We start from the raw sequence: 16,585 nt of genomic DNA on the forward strand, positions 1-16,585 counted from the left end.
ATGAGAAATCAGAGCGAAACAAGCGACAACGCCGCCGATCTCGACAGCGTTTTCCGGCTGAGCGAACGGACCTGGATTTCGGACGTGCTGCGCAGCCAGGAGTTCTGGATCGTGATCGCCGTCCTGGTCATCGGAACGGCAGCGGGGCTGGTCGCGCCGCGTTTCCTGTCGTCCACGAACATGGCGAACATGCTGCAGAATTTCTGCTTCACCGCCCTGATGGCGATCGGCATGACGCCTGTCATCATGACCGGCGGCATCGACATCTCCGTGGGATCGACGCTCGGCCTGACGGGCGTGGTGCTGGGGCTCTTGTGCAGCGCCGGCCTGCCCTTTCCGGTGGTGGCCGTGCTGGTCATCCTCGTCGGCGCGGGCGTCGGGCTGATAAACGGCCTTTTCGTTGCCTACCTGAAGCTTCCGCCCTTCATTGTCACGCTCGGCATGATGAGCCTGGTGCGGTCGCAGACCCTTGTCGTGACCAACAACCAGGTCGTCTACGATTTCGGGGCGGCGCAGGACACGCTGCTTGCCGTGGGCAGTGGCTCCACGCTCGGCGCGCCGAACGTGCTGTGGGCGGTGATCGTGTCCGCGGCCGCAATGCAGTTCCTGCTCACGATGACCCGCTGGGGCCGCTATGTGCGCGCCATCGGCGGCAACCAGAATGCCGCGCGACTGAGCGGCATCCCGGTCGATGTCATCAAGGTCTCGGTCTACGTCCTGCTCGGCGCCATGACCGGCGTCACGGCGATCTTCCTGGTGGGCTGGCTGGGCGCGGCCACCAATGCGCTCGGCCAGGGGCAGGAACTTCAGGTCATCGCCGCGACGGTGATCGGCGGCGCCAACCTGCTCGGCGGTTTCGGCTCGGCCTTTGGGGCGGTGATCGGCTCGGTGCTGATCGAAGTCATCCGCAATGCGCTGCTGCTCGTCGGCGTCAATCCGTTCTGGCAGGGCACGTTCGTTGGCCTGTTTATCCTCTTTGCCGTGCTGCTTGAGCGTTTCCGCTCGGCGCGCGCCTGAACCCAATCCAGCGGATCCATCAAACGAAGGAGGTGAACGCCCAGACACAGGACCGAGCGTGAGGAGGGTTGCAGAAATCGAGAAGTCACATCCATCCAGGAGGAGAAAAGCAATGACATGGAATTTCAGAGCGTCGGCGTCACGCATCGCCGGCACCGCCTTTGCGGCCGCGGTCGCTTGCGGCACCTTCGTCGCACCGGCCTCGGCCGAAACCTATGCGGTGATCGTCAAGACCGTCAACGACGTGTTCAGCGCGCCGATCAAGGAAGGTTGCGAGAAAGCCGCCAAGGACCTTGGCGTCGAGTGCTACTATATCGGTCCGTCCGAAGTGGACGAGGCCAAGCAGATCCAGGTGATCAACGACGTGCTGACGCGTGGCGTCGATGGCATCGCGGTGTCGGCCACCAATCCGAAATCGACGGCGCGCCTGCTGCAAAAGGCCAAGGCGGCCGGTATTCCCGTCGTCACTTTCGACGGTGACCTGCTTCCGGAAGACGCTGGACTCCGTTCGACCTTCATCGGCACCGACAATTACAATTTCGGTGTCGAACTGGCCAAGAAAGTTCTCGAGTACAAGCCAAAGGGCGGGACCGTCTGCATCCAGACCGGAACGGCGGGTTCCCTGAATCTCGATCTGCGCGTGCAAGGTGTGCGCGACACGCTGGCCAAGGTCGCGAAAGACAAGCCGGTAAAGCATCTCGACGGCCAGAACGGCTGGACCGAGGTTGCCGGTTGCCCGATCTACAACAATGACAACATCGCGCTTTCGGCACAGCAGCTCAACGATGTCCTCGTCGCCAATCCGCAGCTCGATGCCTTCATCGCCGTTGGCGGATGGGCGCAGTATGCACCGGCCGCCTACCGCAAGGCGGTCGAACGGGTCAAGGCGCGCGTTGACGCCAAGGAGCTGGTGATTTCCTTCGGTGATGCCTTCGCGCCGCAAATGCCGCTGCTCAAGGATGGGCTGAGCCACTATCAGGTTGGGCAGAGCCCGTACCAGATGGGATACAAGGCCATCGTGGCGCTGCATGACCTCAAGCAGGGCAAGACCGTTCCGCCCTACATCGACACGGGCTTCGTGCTGTGCACGCCCGACATGGCCGATACCTGCGGAAAGAACTGAAGAAACAACCGGCGGGAAGTGTTCGCTTCCCGCCGACGCCTTGCGAGGACTGAAATGGCCAGGCTGAAATTTGCCGTCCTGGGCACCGGCACGATCGTCAGCCGTGCTCATCTGCCGTCGCTGCTGAGCGACGATCGTGCCGAGATCCGCGTGCTTTACAGCCGCGATCCGGCACGTACGCGCGAGCTGGCGCAGGCATTCGGTGTCGCCCATGTCGCCACGAGCGTGGATGAAGCGCTGCGGCTTCCCGGACTGGATGCCGCGATTGTCGCGCTGCCCAATTTTCTTCACGCCGGTGCGGCCGCATCGGCGACCCGCGCCGGCCTGCACCTGCTGATGGAAAAGCCGCTGGCAACCACCATCGACGACGCGCGCCGGATGGTTGCGGACGCGGCGACCGCCAATGTCGCCTTCGCCGTCAACCTTCCACAACGCCACCGTCCATCGATGATCGAGATCAAGCGGGTGATCGACAGTGGTTCGCTTGGCGCCGTGCGCTCGATCGACATCCGGATGCTGCGCCGCTCCGGCATTCCCGGCTTTGGGACCTGGTTCACGCAGAAGGCGCTGTCAGGTGGCGGCGTGCTTGTCGATCTCGGACCGCACGTGATCGACCTCGCTCTCTGGTTCGCCGGCTGCGGCGAGGGCAGGAACATCCGCGCCACGCTGTGGAACAGCCAAGGGGCGCGGGGCGTCGGGCTCGGCGACTGGAGCCCTCATCGGCCTGTCACCGAGCCGGCCCTGCAGTTCGATGTCGAGGACAGGGCGACGGTCTCATTCGAAACGGAAAGCGGCGTCCAAGTCAGCTGCGAGCTGGCGTGGGCCTATGCCGGTCCCGACGAGAACAGGGTGCGTGTGGTCGGCGATGCCGGTGGAATGGACTATTGGCCTGAGCACTATGGCGAAGCGACACCAATGCATGCCATCGACGCGGATCTGTCTTCGAATCCCGTCTCGATCAAGGCAGACCATGCGGATCTGGAGCCGGCCTGGCGATCCTGCGTGTCGGCGTTCATCGACTGCATCCTGGCGGCTGGTCCCAAACCCGATGGCAACGGCGCCCTTCGCGTGGCGCGGATCATCTCGGACATCTATGATCGCCGGGTCGGTTAGCCCGCTTCTGTCCTGCCGAGCCTGATGGAATTCACACGAAAAAAGAGTCCCACAACGTCTCGTGGCCAAGCCGGCCTCATCCGGGAATCGCAGCGCTTTGCGAAGGTTTATGGGCCCGGTCGATGGTCAGCCGGTCGATCAGGTCCTCGACCTTGCCGAGGCTGAAGATATCCTCGAGCGCCAAATGAGCGGCGCCAAAAAGCGCACTGTCCTTCTGTGGGTTGGCAAGTACGATCTGCAATTCGCGCGTGGCGAGAGGCAGACACCGCTGGTAGACAAGTTCGCGGATACCCGACAGCAGAAACTCCCCGCCCTTGGCGAGCGTGCCGCCCACCACGATCAGGTTCGGGTTGAGTATGCTGACGACATCGGAGGCGACTTCGCCGATCACGCGCCCGGCGCTGCGCAGCAGCATCAGCGCTTCCGGCTTCTGCATTTCGACCAGTGATATCACGTCACGGGCGTTCTCGGCCTTGAAGCCCTTGCTCGACAGATCCCGGGCAATCGCCCATCCGCCGGCCCGGGCTTCGACACAACCGAGCTTGCCACAACGGCACAGTGGCGCGTTCTCGGAGTTGAACTGGATATGGCCGATGTCGCCTGCCGCCCCCTGGGCACCGCGAAAGATCCTGCCGCCGGCGACAATGCCGCTGCCGATACCCGTTCCCGCCTTGATGAAGAACATGTCGTCAACATGCGGGAAATTCTGGCGATGTTCGTGGATCGTCATCAGGTTCACGTCGTTCTCGACATAGATCGGCGCATCGAAGCGACGGCGCAGCCAGCCGATGATGTCGAATTCGTCCCACCCGTGAAGGACCGAAGGACCGACCACGCGGCCGCGCTTGAAATCGACCGGCGTGGGCATGCTGAGGCTGACGCTGAAGAGGGAGCCATGACTGGCCCGGGCCTTGGCCGCGAGGATGTCGAACCCATCGGCAATCCGGTCGAGAGTGGCCGCCGGTCCGTCGGCCGCGTTGAACGGTATCGTGCTCTGGGAAACGATCGCCGGTTCGAGATCCATGGCGGCAAGATGGATGTAGGTTTCGCCAATGTTGGCGACCAGCAGGAAGCCCGCCCGTTCATTGACACCGAGAACGCGCGTCGGCCGTCCGCCGCTCGGCATCGTCCGCGCCGTCTCGCGAATCAACCCTGAGTCGATGAGTGCATTCAGCCGCTGGGTGACCGTCACGCGCGACAGCCCCGACGCGTCAAGCAAGGCCGACCGGGACGTGGCGGCGCCCGTGGCAATCAGCGAGAGAATTTCGCCGCTGTTGGCAAGGGCCGGATGCTCCGTCGTACCATTTGTCCTGGCCATTACGCGCTTCCCTGTTTGTCCCGAGATTTAGCCACAAACCCTCGGAAGATAAAGGCATGTCCCGCCATAAAGTCGCGCATGTTTTGTCAAAAATTATGCAATAATACGTTGACTTATAGATATTTACACGACTAATCTGGCATGACTTGGGAGGAAACGACGATCCTTGCCGTAGGCCAGCCTGCGGCTCTTCGGATGTTTTCTCCGTCACTCGATCGACGGAATCTCACATGTTGGCAGCGCAAAATGACCTGGTCCGCCCGGACCTCCTGGCAAATGCCATTCGCGCGCTGTCAATGGATGCAGTCGAGAAGGCCAAGTCCGGGCATCCCGGCATGCCGATGGGAATGGCCGAGATCGCGGTGGCGCTCTGGCACCGGCACCTTCGCCACAGCCCATCCAACCCCGGCTGGGTCAATCGCGACCGCGTCGTGCTGAGCAATGGCCATGGCTCAATGCTGCTCTACAGCGTGCTGCATCTCTCGGGCTACGACGTCTCGATCGAGGATTTGCGGCAGTTCCGGCAGCTTGGCAGCAAGACGCCAGGCCATCCGGAATATGGCTATACGCCGGGCGTTGAAATAACGACCGGGCCGCTCGGGCAAGGCCTGGCGAATGCCGTCGGAATGGCCATCGCCGAAAAGACCCTGGCTGCCACATTCAACCGGCCCGGCCACGACATTGTCGACCACCATACCTTTGTGCTGGCAGGGGACGGCTGCCTGATGGAAGGCATATCGCACGAGGCGTGCTCGCTTGCCGGAACGCTCGGCCTGGGCAGGCTGATCGTCCTTTACGACGACAACGGCATTTCCATCGATGGCCATGTCGGTGGCTGGTTTTCGGACGACACGCCGAAGCGGTTTGAAGCCTATGGCTGGCAGGTCATCGCCGATGTGGATGGGCATGATGTCGAAGCGGTCGACCGGGCGATTGCCGCGGCAAAGGCGCAAGCGGCCCGGCCGACGCTGATCTGCTGCAAGACCACGATCGGCAAGGGCGCGCCGACGAAGGCGGGAAGCCATGATTGCCATGGCTCTCCGCTGGGCGCAGACGAGATCGGCCGGACTCGGCTCGCACTCGATTGGCCGCATGCACCGTTCGAGGTTCCAGAAGAAATTCGACAGACATGGAACGCCTCGGCCGGGGGGGCCGCGCTGGAAGCCGAGTGGAGCCACCGCTTCGAGGCATACCGCAAGACCTACCCCGATGAGGCAGCGGAATTCGAGCGGCGAGCCGTGCACGCTCTTCCCGCCGCCTTCGCCGCCAAGGCGGATGCATTCGTCGCGCAGACCGTCGAGAGGGCCGAGACGCTGGCGACCCGCAAGGCCAGCCAGAACGCCATTCAGGCCTTCTCCGGCTTCCTTCCCGAACTGATGGGAGGTTCGGCTGATCTCGCCAGCTCGAACCTCACCCTTTGGCAGGGCGCCGAACCGATCACGTCCGCTTCGGGCGGCGGCAACTACGTCTATTACGGCGTGCGGGAATTCGGAATGGCCGCGATCATGAACGGCCTGATGGCCCATGGGGGGGTTCGTCCGTTCGGCGGCACGTTCCTGATGTTCTCGGAATATGCGCGCAACGCGTTGCGGATGGCGGCGCTGATGAAGCTCGGCGCCATCTATGTCTTCACCCATGATTCCATCGCGCTCGGTCCGGACGGCCCGACGCATCAGCCCATCGAGCAATTGGCGACGCTGCGGCTGATGCCAAACATGGACGTATGGCGGCCATGCGACACGGTTGAAACGGCGGTTGCCTGGCAGGTCGCGCTGGAGCAGGTGGCGACGCCGACAAGCCTGGCGCTCAGCCGCCAGAATCTTCCGTTCCAACCGCGCGACCAGGACCAGGTTCAAGCGGTGCGCATGGGCGGCTACGTGCTGCGCAGGGAAGACGGGCGGCTGGACGCGGTCATCATCGCCACCGGCTCCGAAGTACAGCTCGCCGTCAGCGCCCATGAGCGGCTTGCGAGGCAAGGGGTTCAGGTTCGCGTGGTGTCCATGCCGTCCACCAGGGCCTTCGACCGGCAGGATGCCGGCTATAAGTCCAGGGTGCTGCCGCAAGGCGTTCCCCGCATCTCCGTCGAAGCCGGTGTCACTGACTATTGGCGCAAACATGTGGGCCTCGAAGGCGAATGCGTCGGCATCGACTCGTTTGGCGAATCGGCCCCGGCCGAGATCCTTCAGAAGCATTTCCATCTGACAGTCGAGGCCGTCGAGAAGGCGGTTCTCAGGGCGCTCGAGAAACACCGTAGCGCCGCGTCGCCGGACCTGGAAAGGCGACAGGCGCGATGACAGCCACCTATGTCATCGGACTGGACTACGGTACCGGGTCAGCCCGTGGTGTTCTGCTCGACGCGGCGACCGGAGAGCTGATCGGCAGCCACATCCATGCCTATCGCCATGGCGTCATGACGCTCAGTCTCCCTGACGGCACGCCCTTGCCGCGGTCCTGGGCGTTGCAGAACGCCGCCGACTATCTCGATGCGGCGGAGGAAATCCTGGACGTGCTTGGGCGTGGACGGGTCATCGAGTCCATCGGATTGGGCTTCTCGGCAAGCTCGCCGATGCCGACCACCGCCGACGGTACGGCCTTCTCGGAACTTCATCCCGGCGAGCCTCATGCCTATGTCAAGCTGTGGAAGCACGGAGCCGCGCAGCCCTATGCGGACGCGATCAACCGCAAGGGAGGAGCTTTCCTGCGCAATTTCGGTGGCAAGCTTTCCGGGGAGTGGCTGCTGCCGAAGGCCGCCCAGATCGCGCACGAGGCACCGCACATCTGGGACGCGGCTGGCCGATTCATCGAGTCCGGCGATTGGCTCGTCTGGCAGTTGACCGGCCACGAGGCGCGCAGCCTGGGGTTCGCGGCCTACAAGGCCCAGTATTCTGAGACCGAGGGCTATCCGGAGGGGATCGTGCCCGGTCTGTCCGAAAAACTATCGGTGCCGCATCGTATCGGCGTAGCGGGCGGAAGCCTGTCGGAGACGTGGCAGGTGCGTACTGGGATCAGCGGTCGCGCGGTTGTCGCGGTGGCGGTCATTGATTCACACGTGGTGCTGCCGGCGGTCGGGGCCGTGTCGTCCGGTTGTCTCGTCGGCGCGCTCGGAACGTCGGCTGTCTATCTGTATTTGAACGAACAGTTCCGTCCCTTGCCGCCTGGCATTGAAGGCGTGGCCAAGGACGGATCGGTCCGCGATCTCTGGTGTTACGAGGCCGGCCAGGCCGGTTTCGGCGACATGCTCGCCTGGTTCGTCAAGGCTTTCCCGCGTGGTCCCGACGCCGCGGAAAGCTTCCGCGTCTACAACCGCGAGGCAGCCAGGCTCGAACCCGGCGCTAATCATCTCGTGGCGCTCGACTGGTGGAACGGCAACCGCGTGCCGCTCGCCGATTCAGGCCTCAGCGGCCTGCTCCTCGGCCTCACGACCGAAACGACGGGCGCCGGCATTTACCGTGCGCTGATCGAGTCGCTTTGCTTCGGCGCCCGCAGCGTGGTCGACCTCTTCGAGGCCGGTGACTTCGCCATCAACCGCGTTATCCTGACCAGTGGGCTGGCCCAGAACAATCCGTTTCTGGTGCAGATTATGGCCGACGTGCTGGGGCGTGTCGTGGAGGTTCCAAGCATTGCCCATGCGACGGCCGTAGGCGCGGCTATTCATGGCGCGGTCGCGGCGGAACTGGTCAGCGGCTTCGTCGAGGGCACGACCCGGTTCGGGGCGCGTGCCTTCACGCCCTACCACCCGCGTCGCGAAAGCGCGGGCGCCTACCGGTCTCTCTACAAGAATTATCGCGAGCTCGGCACCAGTCAAACCGTGCGCGACGCCATGCATGATCTGAACAAGGGGCCGGAACAAGAACTGCTCAATATCGTACGCTAAGGTCGAACGGAGCAGGAACGTTATGCGGCACGTCGTAGCCCTGCGGGGAGGCGAAGCGACCTGAAGCCTTCCGGGAGATGTTGCTCGCTGTCCCACGTGTAGATGCCCTCAGGTTGACGTGCTCCCAACTCAGAGGCGAGATATGCTTCAACAGCGTATCTGGGATGTTCCTTCCCGCTCGTTTGAGCTCTGTAACCGCGCGGTCGAGATAGACAGTGTTCCAGTGGACGATCGCGCTGACGACAAGATTGAGGCCCGATGCGCGGAATGCCTGACTTTCGAACGACCGGTCGCGGATTTCGCCCCGCTGATGAAAGAAGGCTACGCGTTTGAGTTTGTGCGCTGCCTCGCCCTTGTTGAGGCCGGCTTGGCAGCGCCGGCGCAATGTCGAGCTCGAATACCATTCGATCATGAAAAGCGATCGCTCGATGCGGCCGAGTTCCCGAAGAGGCTTGGCCAGTTGGCTTTCCTTCGGTGATGCCGAGAGCTTCTTCAAGATCGTTGAGGGCACAACGGCACGGGTGGTGATCCACACGAATACGAACCGACGCCCGACGATGCGAGGAACCTGAAGGAGGCGGATGTCGTCTTCGTCAGTGGCGAAGGGCTGGAAGGCTGGATGGATCGCCTGATCAGCGGCTCGGGCTACAGCGGCACCCCTGTTGTTGCTTCCGAAGGTGTCAACACTCGCACCATGGATGAAGATGGCCAAACCATTACCGATCCGCACGTTTGGAATAGCCCGCTCAACGTCGAAATCTGGGTGGGCAACATCGAAAAAGCGCTAGCAGCCGCCGACCCCGAAGACGCCGATCACTTCAAGGCGAACGCGGAAACCTACACCAAGACCCTGAAGGATCTCGATGCCTACGCCCATGGCAAGATCGATGCGATCCCCCAGGACAAGCGCAAGGTTCTCACCAGCCATGACGCGTTCGGGTATTTCGGCCGTGAATACGGTGTCTCCTTCCTTTCGCCGCTCGGCGTGTCGACCGAGGCCGAGGCATCTGCGGCCGACGTCGCCAAGCTGATCGAGCAGATCAAGCAGCAAGGGATCAAGGTCTACTTCTTCGAAGACTCCAACGACCCGCGCCTGGTCCAGCAGATCGCAGTGCCACCGGCGCGCAAGCGGGCGGCGAACTCTATGTCGAAGCTCTTTCGAAAGAAGACGGTCCTGCGCCGACTTATGAGAAGATGTTCCGCTACAACGTTGACCAGCTTGCCGACGCTATGGCCAAGCAAAGCGTCGCTGCGCAGTAGTCGCCGTTGCCAGTGATCGGAGTGGCCCGGATGCCGTCCGCGCTACTCCGGCGTTCGGTCGTGCATCTGGCCGCCTTATCGATCGGTACCATCTACCGACCTGAAGTCATCGGTAAAACACTTTGTCCGTATCTATAGTCTTGGAGATCATCAAGAGCGGCTCGCGCCTGACCGCCGGGATCTCGTTTCACATGGCATTCGTTGTCAAGGCACATCATCCGCTTCTCGCTGGATTCGAATGGTTCCCATTGCGGAATCGTGGGGTTTGATGGGTTGCCGGTGCGCGCGAACGCGGCCCAGGTCGCCATCATCTTCCGGCTCATGTCGGTCTGAATTCGACCATGTCCAACGCAAGCCGCCGCAGCAGAGGTTGTGCCAAAAATGAACGGAAGCTCGCTGGTATGCGGTGAGCCCATCCGGCCCCCCTCGATCGGCGTCCGCCATTCAAAATGATAGGCATAGACAGGCACCCGGGCGGATCTCGATTGCTGCTCCGCTATCTTATAGGTGCACCGTTTGAACATGTAGTCGGAGCAGATGACGAGAAGAAGAAGGCTTGGCGCGGCATCGGGATAGATGCCTCCATAGGTATCGACAATGCGCCCCGCCCGTTGTCGATCAATCTCCAAAAATCGCATGAGGCGGTCTTGAACATCCGATAGTGCGAGCGAAAAATTCCTGCTGTCTCCTCGCATGTAGTAGCTGCACTCCGTCATCGTGCATCCAACCATCAACGGTATGTCGGTTGCGATCGCCGGCGCCACACCATCGAAGGGATGCGAGTCAAAGTACCGGCCGTCGATCGTACCTCGAAATAGTCCTTGGCTGACCTTTGCTGCCTCGAGAATGGCGTCCGTAGGCAAACTTTGAAGCATCTTCGGCTCGAGTTTTGGCTGACCAAGTGCCCCGGCCAGCTTTGCGGTCATCCTTTCAGCCTCCTCGAAGGTAGCGAGTTTTGCCCCACTTCCCGTGCTTTGGATGACAGCCCGGTGGAAAAGCCCCTTCGCTCGACGCATCGCCATAAGTGCCGCAATTTTGGAGCCGCCGCCGGATTCGCCGAACACGGTGACGTTGGCTGGCTCGCCCCCAAAGGACGCCGCGTTGCCACGCACCCACTCCAACGCGGCGACGATGTCCAGCAAGCCAGCATTGCCCGCGTCGGCGAACCGCTCATCATTCGTACCGAGGTGCAAATGACCGAAAACACCCAACCTATGATTGATGGACACCACCACCACATCTTGTTCGCGCGCCAAGACGGTGCCATTAAACCCTGGGGCTGTCCCCGAATAGCTTACCCATCCCCCGCCATGTATCCACATCAGAACCGGTCGCTTGCCCCCCAACGCTGGCGCGAACACGTTGAGGAAAAGACAATCCTCGCTTGGCGTCTCGATCGCGGAATACCAACTGAAGAAGGGATCCGTGTTTTCCGGGCAAGCAAATTGAGGTGCCGAGGCGCCGAAGTGGATAGCATCCCGGACACCTCGCCATTTCATCACTGGCTGTGGAGAAAGAAAACGATTGCCGCCCGACGTTGTGTCGCCGTAACGGATACCGCGAAAAACATGGACGCCTTCCTCGATTCGCCCTCGCAGCCGCCCGTTCGTTGTCTCGACGATGCTCTCCATCTTTAGTCCTAAATTCGCGCCAGCGCCGCATACCGACTTGTGTGACGATCGTCCACGCGATCTTCCCGAAGACCGTTCACGCGGACTACAGTCGCATTGGCCGCGTCAAGGATTCCCAGATAGGTAGCAGGGGAAAGCACCTACCTTCGGCGAGACTCGGAACGCCATGCTGGTCTAAGGACCCGATGCCGAAAAAAACCGGCATCGGGTGCCTATGGTCGGTCAATCGCCGGAGATGTCGAAGTCGAAGTATTTCTTCGTTATCTCATCGTACTTTCCACTCGCGTGAACGGCCTTCAGGGCCGCGTTCAGTTTCTCCTTGAGAGCGACGTCGTCCTTGCGAACACCGCCGCCGTCGCCATAGCCGAACAAGGGCAAGTGCGGCAGCGTGACTTTTATTTCGTAAGCCTGCCCATCAGGCTTTTTCAGAAAATCTTGAATTTGAACGCCGGCAGCCATCATCAGATCGACCCTGCCGGCCTGAAGGTCCGAAATTTCGTCCTCGTTCGTGTCATAAAGCTTCAGATTGACAATCCCCGGGAAGTTTTGCTGCAGATATGTTGCATGTGTCGTCGATCGCAGCGCCGCGATCGTTACTCCTTGGAACGTTTCCGGCTTATTCACGTCAAGTTTGCGCGTATCGGCTTTTGCGCCAATGATAACATTCGGCGAATAGAAATATTTATCGGTGAAATCGATGACCTTCTTGCGTTCATCCGTAATCGACATCGAGCAGGTCACGTCGAATTTCTTGGCTTGTAACGCGGGTATGATGCCGTCCCACGCGATCGACGTGATTTCGCAGTCCGACTTCATTTCAGCACACATGGCGTGAATGAGGTCGATTTCCCATCCCCGCCATTCCCCACTGGCTTCCTGATAGGAAAAAGGTGGATAGGATTCAGCGGACATGCCAAAGCGGATCGTCTCCGCTCTGGCCGACACTGGCGCTCCCATCGCCAAGACCAGGAAGAATGACATAGCGGTTGCGACAATTCTCATGTTTTGTTCCCTTCTTTTATGCGCGGTTGCGTTCTGGATCGATTGCGACTCGTTGGCCAGGTCATCACGGCGCCTGGCGATGCGGAAACTTGTTTGCTTCCTTGGCTCCTTGCCTTCAGGTCGCGTGAAGGAAGGGAATTCTCGTGAAGGACCTTCAGCCCAGTTGAATATGGTCGAACTGGTATTGTTTGATCTTGTCCATTGAAACGTCGATCCCAAGGCCTGGCAGATCAGTCACTGTTACCCGCCCTCCCTTAACTCGGTCGGAAAAATTGGTTACGTCGTCGGCCATGCGTAAGGTCGACATGTAGGCGTGCCCACAGGGCAAAAGGTTGTTGAGTGTGACCGCCAATTGCAGTGACGCAGCCTGACAGATACCCAGTTCGATCATCGAGTTCATGAGAACTTTCTTGCCCGCCGAGGCGACAAGGTTCGCGATCTTTTTGCTGTTGGATAAACCGCCGTTCTTGGAGACTTTGATCGAAAAGATATCGGCGGCCTCTTTTGCGATCACCTCCCGTGCCTGCGAAAGCGTAGACACCGATTCATCGACCGAAATTGGGAGTTCGCTATTTTTTCGCAACTCTCCAAGGCCGTCAATGTCGTCCGAACGGAGCGGCTGCTCCACCAATATGATCGGTAGATCTCCACAACCCCTCACATAGTCCCGTGCCTGTTCGCGGTCCCAGCCTTGATTGGCGTCAACCATTATTCGGACGCCATCTGGCAGCGCTTTGATCACCTCCCGGGTTCGATCGATTTCCGCCGTAATCGGTTGGCTGCCCATCTTCATCATATACGTGCGAAAGCCGTCAGGGTGCCGCGCCCGGATGATCTCGAGGTCATCCGACGCTGAACCGTTTGATGTCGGCCAAAGCACGTCGATGCTTTCACGCATCTGATCGCCGAGGAGTTTCCAGACCGGTACGCTCCGCGCCTTTCCCAATGCATCGAAACAAGCGATGTCCAAAGCCGCCGCAGGTGCGCCGTGATATTCGGTTCCATGGTCCCGTGCTGTAAAATCCGAGACGTTCCAACCAATCATTTCACGCGCGCAACCGATAATCCGCGAATGGGCGCTTTCTTGCGTATAGCCGTCGAAATCGAATTGCGGATTGCCTTCACCCCAACCCCATATGCCGTTCTCAAGCGTCAGCCGAACGATAAACCCCTGGGAATGAGTCATTGTGCCGAGAACCGGCGAGAGATGATAGGAGCGCGCCAGGGGCACGCGGATCTGCCACACGTCAGCAGCAACGATCTTCAGATTATCAGACATTATCGAAACTCATCCTTGCTTATGTCGAACCCGTATATTGCACATGGATAAAGACACTTTTCTTATGACCCCGCTACGGTTATGGAGTATCTGTAGGTATGGCGATCAAAAGCAAATACATCTTTGGCATTGGTCGAAAGTGGAAGGTTAATACCTGCATGTAGTCGAGGAGTTACATTGTATGGGAACCTCGATTCGGAGCCACCCAATTCCAACACAGGAATTTAGAGTGAGACGCTCCAATCCGTTCGCGTGTTGCATAAGTTGTCGTAAGACAATATTGATCATTCCACAAATTGCGATTTTTCATCGATCCATGAAGAAATGGCATGCCATGCGACTTCGAGAGTTGGAATTCCTGTGCAGTTTGGTCAGGCGAGGCTCCATAACCGATGTCGCTAAGGCGATGCACATGACCCAGCCAAATGCCAGCAAGATGCTCAAGCGGCTGGAGGACCATTTTGGGCTTCTGCTTTTTCAGAGGTTGAACGGGCGACTTTATCCGACCGAGGAGGGACGCCTGATGGCTGAACAAGCCGAGGCATCACTGATCGGCCTGCAGCGACTGGAACTGCGCGCCCGAAACCTTCGCGAAATACGTCATGGTTCGCTGACCGTTGGGGCAACGCCACAACTCTCCGGGACATGGCTTCCCAAGGTCATGGCGCAATATATGGCGGCCCACCCGGGCGTAGCGACCTGCATCCAAACCAAGGACTCTCGACAGTTGATCGAACTGGTGTCACAGCGCCAGCTCGACTTCGCCCTCGGAACGCTCGCGATCGTCGACCCGAATGTTGAATACCGAAAGGTGCTCGAGACCGAGCTTTTGGCGGCGCTGCCGTTCGATCATCTCTTGTGCGGAAAGGAAAGACTGAGCCCGGCTGATTTTCGGGGAGTGGATTTTGTCACCTCCAGCATTCTGGACCATACCCGGGAACAGTTTCAGCAGTTTTTGGCCGCCGACAACGTACAGCCGACGGAACGCGCTGAAGCATCGTTGTCCATTTCTCGCCTAAGATTGGTGGAGGGTGGTATCGGAATTACCATTATCGATAGCCAGACCGCCGGCGAACACGATAGTAATTCCGTGGAGTTCAGGTCGTTGGAGCCAGCGCAGTACCTCACCCTGTGGGCTATGAGACCCCGGTTCCAGCCACGATCCAAGTTGGTTGAGGCCTTCGAGAAACTCGTATTCCGGCAGGCCGAAATCGATTATTCCGACGATCCTACCTTTCGGCTTCCGAACGTCACGAGTTCCTTCGACGACGGTATCCTTCCGGGAAGTCCAACTTAGTTCCTGTCAAGCCGGCTGCTTCTCATTGGAGAAGCTGGATCGGACCAGCATGCCAAACACTTTTGCGACTGAGGGTGTGGCGGCCGTCGGAGGGCAGCCCCTGCCAGGCATGTCGAACGAAAGTTGGACTGGGCGCCGTGCCTGCCGAGCAACCTATCGGCTTGGAAACTTTCTCTGGATACATCACCGAAAAGCGCCCTTGGCGGATCATAACTATTGGTAATTAACCGCGCGCTGCAGGGAATTAGGAAGCGCCGAACTGACCTGTTAGCGTCTTTCCTGCGAGCGCCCAACCAAAAAGCGAACTGGACCTGATGGCGAGATTTGTTCCCCAGACGATCGCCAAAGTACAACGGGATTTCGCCGATGGCCTATCTCCTGTGGCGTTAGTTGAGGCGTGTCTGGGTCGAATTCAGAATAGCAACGACGCATACAGAGCCATGATTTTTGTCGGCCACCAAGAGGCGCTCGATGATGCGCGACAGGTCGAGGCCGAGTTCCACTGCGGAAAGCGACGAGGCCCGTTGCATGGAATACCGCTAGCGGTCAAGGATGTCATTGACGTGCGCGGATGGCCTACGACAGCGGGGTCGAGACTTTTCCAAGATCACGTCGCGAAGGTGGATGCGGCATGCGTTGCAAACCTTCGCGCGGCCGGTGCGATAATCATTGGGAAAACAAATCTTCATGAACTGACAGCGGGCGGTCATGACAATCCATGGTTCGGAAAAGTCGTAAATCCGCTGGATCCTTCCAGGGGCACGGGAGGGACAAGCAGTGGATCGGCGGCTGCGGTATCGGCCGGATATTGTGTCGCCGCCATCGGGACTGACACCGGAGGGTCCAACCGGTCGACGGCCGCCGCGACGGGACTGGTCGGCCTTAAGCCAACCAACGGCGTGATCGATCGTGCCGGTGTCCGACCGACGGCTCCCACCCTTGATACGATTGGACCAATAGCCGCCAGCGTCGAAGACGTTCGCCTGATCCACTTTGCGATGCTGGGAGCCGCGGCACCGGCGCAGCATGGGCTCGAGCTTTCCGGCCTTCTGATCGGGCTGTGCCCGGACCTGCATTCCGAAGAGGTCGATCCGGCCGTTGTATGTGCTCATGATACCTGGCTGGGTTCGTTGAGCAGGGCAGGCGCGTCAATCCGAACTCTTGGATTTCCGCTTGCGAACCAAGTCAAGGAAGCCGGCCGCACTATCCTCGCGTACGAGTTTGCGTCGCAATACAGCCAACTTATCGAGAAGCACCCGGAATGCGTTGGGAAGGCTGTCCTCGACTTCGTCTCGGAGGGCTTATCGATAGACGAAAAGACCTATCGCAATGCCCTTGCTTTCCGCACCCACGCGCGGGACGACTTCCTGAAGTTGATCTCTACGGTCGATGTTCTCGCCACGCCGGTCGCTCCCGGGCTCGCGCCACGCCTTTCGGATGAAAGGACAAAGGTCGGATCGAACTTTGTCCCATATGGCTTGGCCGGCGGCAGCTTTCGGCGTTGGGCGAATTTTTTCGGCGTTCCTGCCCTGGCGATTCCGCTGCCCGCTAAACACGCGCTCCCTGCGTCCGTCCAGATATCAACTCTCCCCAAAATGGAGCCCAAGTTGTTTTCAATCTGCGGCATTTTCCAGCAATTGGAGCCCGGTTGGGGCGGCGTTTCATAACTTC

At 60.0% G+C, this 16,585-nt stretch carries 11 protein-coding genes and 2 pseudogenes; 8 read left to right on the forward strand and 5 right to left on the reverse strand.

Going from position 1 to position 16,585, the window contains the following annotated elements:
• The 3 genes from AC07UC_RS33705 to AC07UC_RS33715 all read left to right on the forward strand — a co-directional run bounded on the left by AC07UC_RS33705 (position 1) and on the right by AC07UC_RS33715 (position 3,253).
• Positions 1 to 1,017 (forward strand): ABC transporter permease, encoded by a 1,017-nt coding sequence (locus tag AC07UC_RS33705; RefSeq protein WP_494909071.1) that lies wholly within the window; start codon positions 1 to 3, stop codon positions 1,015 to 1,017.
• Between the two features lie 112 nt (positions 1,018 to 1,129).
• A complete protein-coding gene (locus AC07UC_RS33710; protein ID WP_494909073.1) occupies positions 1,130 to 2,140 on the forward strand; it encodes a sugar-binding protein in 1,011 nt (336 codons plus the stop codon).
• Positions 2,141 to 2,194: 54 nt separating this feature from the next.
• Positions 2,195 to 3,253: a Gfo/Idh/MocA family protein gene (locus AC07UC_RS33715; RefSeq protein ID WP_494909074.1), complete on the forward strand. Its 1,059-nt coding sequence runs from the start codon at positions 2,195 to 2,197 to the stop codon at positions 3,251 to 3,253.
• Between the two features lie 76 nt (positions 3,254 to 3,329).
• Here the strand turns inward: AC07UC_RS33715 and AC07UC_RS33720 are convergent, their stop codons facing one another.
• Positions 3,330 to 4,571, reverse strand: coding sequence for an ROK family protein (locus AC07UC_RS33720; protein ID WP_494909075.1), 1,242 nt, complete (start codon positions 4,569 to 4,571; stop codon positions 3,330 to 3,332).
• 230 nt (positions 4,572 to 4,801) lie between these two features.
• Here AC07UC_RS33720 and tkt point away from each other — a divergent pair, with 230 nt between their 5' ends.
• Entirely contained in the window at positions 4,802 to 6,865 is a 2,064-nt protein-coding gene (tkt, locus tag AC07UC_RS33725; protein WP_494909076.1) for a transketolase, read from the forward strand.
• A complete protein-coding gene (locus AC07UC_RS33730) occupies positions 6,862 to 8,445 on the forward strand; it encodes an FGGY-family carbohydrate kinase (RefSeq protein WP_494909077.1) in 1,584 nt (527 codons plus the stop codon). Before tkt ends, AC07UC_RS33730 begins: the two co-directional genes overlap by 4 nt.
• 20 nt (positions 8,446 to 8,465) lie before the next feature.
• On the opposite strand, the pseudogene AC07UC_RS33735 reads toward AC07UC_RS33730, so the two are convergent.
• Positions 8,466 to 8,974: pseudogene (locus tag AC07UC_RS33735) on the reverse strand (Tn3 family transposase); the annotation flags it as partial.
• On the opposite strand from AC07UC_RS33735, the pseudogene AC07UC_RS33740 reads away from it, so the two are divergent.
• Positions 8,960 to 9,705, forward strand: a pseudogene (locus AC07UC_RS33740) (metal ABC transporter solute-binding protein, Zn/Mn family); the annotation flags it as partial. The pseudogenes AC07UC_RS33735 and AC07UC_RS33740 sit on opposite strands and share 15 nt — an antisense overlap.
• 92 nt (positions 9,706 to 9,797) lie before the next feature.
• Here the strand turns inward: AC07UC_RS33740 and AC07UC_RS33745 are convergent.
• From AC07UC_RS33745 to AC07UC_RS33755, 3 genes are all read right to left on the reverse strand, one after another.
• Positions 9,798 to 11,336: a carboxylesterase/lipase family protein gene (locus AC07UC_RS33745; RefSeq protein WP_494909078.1), complete on the reverse strand. Its 1,539-nt coding sequence runs from the start codon at positions 11,334 to 11,336 to the stop codon at positions 9,798 to 9,800.
• 222 nt (positions 11,337 to 11,558) lie between these two features.
• The gene (locus AC07UC_RS33750) at positions 11,559 to 12,338 is read right to left on the reverse strand and encodes a transporter substrate-binding domain-containing protein (protein ID WP_494909079.1); all 780 of its coding nucleotides are present in this window, start codon (positions 12,336 to 12,338) and stop codon (positions 11,559 to 11,561) included.
• A 154-nt stretch (positions 12,339 to 12,492) separates the two neighbouring features.
• On the reverse strand, positions 12,493 to 13,617 hold the full coding sequence (locus tag AC07UC_RS33755; RefSeq protein WP_494909080.1) for a mandelate racemase/muconate lactonizing enzyme family protein: 1,125 nt from the start codon (positions 13,615 to 13,617) through the stop codon (positions 12,493 to 12,495).
• A gap of 334 nt (positions 13,618 to 13,951) precedes the next feature.
• Between AC07UC_RS33755 and AC07UC_RS33760 the strand changes: the two genes are divergently transcribed.
• Positions 13,952 to 14,914 carry a LysR family transcriptional regulator gene (locus tag AC07UC_RS33760; protein WP_494909474.1) on the forward strand — a complete coding sequence of 321 codons (963 nt, stop codon included), beginning with the start codon at positions 13,952 to 13,954 and terminating at the stop codon, positions 14,912 to 14,914.
• A 314-nt stretch (positions 14,915 to 15,228) separates the two neighbouring features.
• A complete protein-coding gene (locus AC07UC_RS33765; protein WP_494909081.1) occupies positions 15,229 to 16,581 on the forward strand; it encodes an amidase in 1,353 nt (450 codons plus the stop codon).
• Positions 16,582 to 16,585: the final 4 nt, after the last annotated feature.

It is taken from the genome of Mesorhizobium sp. GW821-FHT04C10 (assembly GCF_059420305.1).

Excerpts from the sequence above, each read along its gene's own strand:
- AC07UC_RS33705 (WP_494909071.1), top strand. The coding sequence starts at position 1 with ATGAGAAATCAGAGCGAAACAAGCGACAACGCCGCCGATCTCGACAGC.
- AC07UC_RS33710 (WP_494909073.1), top strand. The coding sequence starts at position 1,130 with ATGACATGGAATTTCAGAGCGTCGGCGTCACGCATCGCCGGCACCGCC.
- AC07UC_RS33715 (WP_494909074.1), top strand. The coding sequence starts at position 2,195 with ATGGCCAGGCTGAAATTTGCCGTCCTGGGCACCGGCACGATCGTCAGC.
- AC07UC_RS33720 (WP_494909075.1), bottom strand. The coding sequence starts at position 4,571 with ATGGCCAGGACAAATGGTACGACGGAGCATCCGGCCCTTGCCAACAGC.
- tkt (WP_494909076.1), top strand. The coding sequence starts at position 4,802 with ATGTTGGCAGCGCAAAATGACCTGGTCCGCCCGGACCTCCTGGCAAAT.
- AC07UC_RS33730 (WP_494909077.1), top strand. The coding sequence starts at position 6,862 with ATGACAGCCACCTATGTCATCGGACTGGACTACGGTACCGGGTCAGCC.
- AC07UC_RS33745 (WP_494909078.1), bottom strand. The coding sequence starts at position 11,336 with ATGGAGAGCATCGTCGAGACAACGAACGGGCGGCTGCGAGGGCGAATC.
- AC07UC_RS33750 (WP_494909079.1), bottom strand. The coding sequence starts at position 12,338 with ATGAGAATTGTCGCAACCGCTATGTCATTCTTCCTGGTCTTGGCGATG.
- AC07UC_RS33755 (WP_494909080.1), bottom strand. The coding sequence starts at position 13,617 with ATGTCTGATAATCTGAAGATCGTTGCTGCTGACGTGTGGCAGATCCGC.
- AC07UC_RS33760 (WP_494909474.1), top strand. The coding sequence starts at position 13,952 with ATGCGACTTCGAGAGTTGGAATTCCTGTGCAGTTTGGTCAGGCGAGGC.
- AC07UC_RS33765 (WP_494909081.1), top strand. The coding sequence starts at position 15,229 with ATGGCGAGATTTGTTCCCCAGACGATCGCCAAAGTACAACGGGATTTC.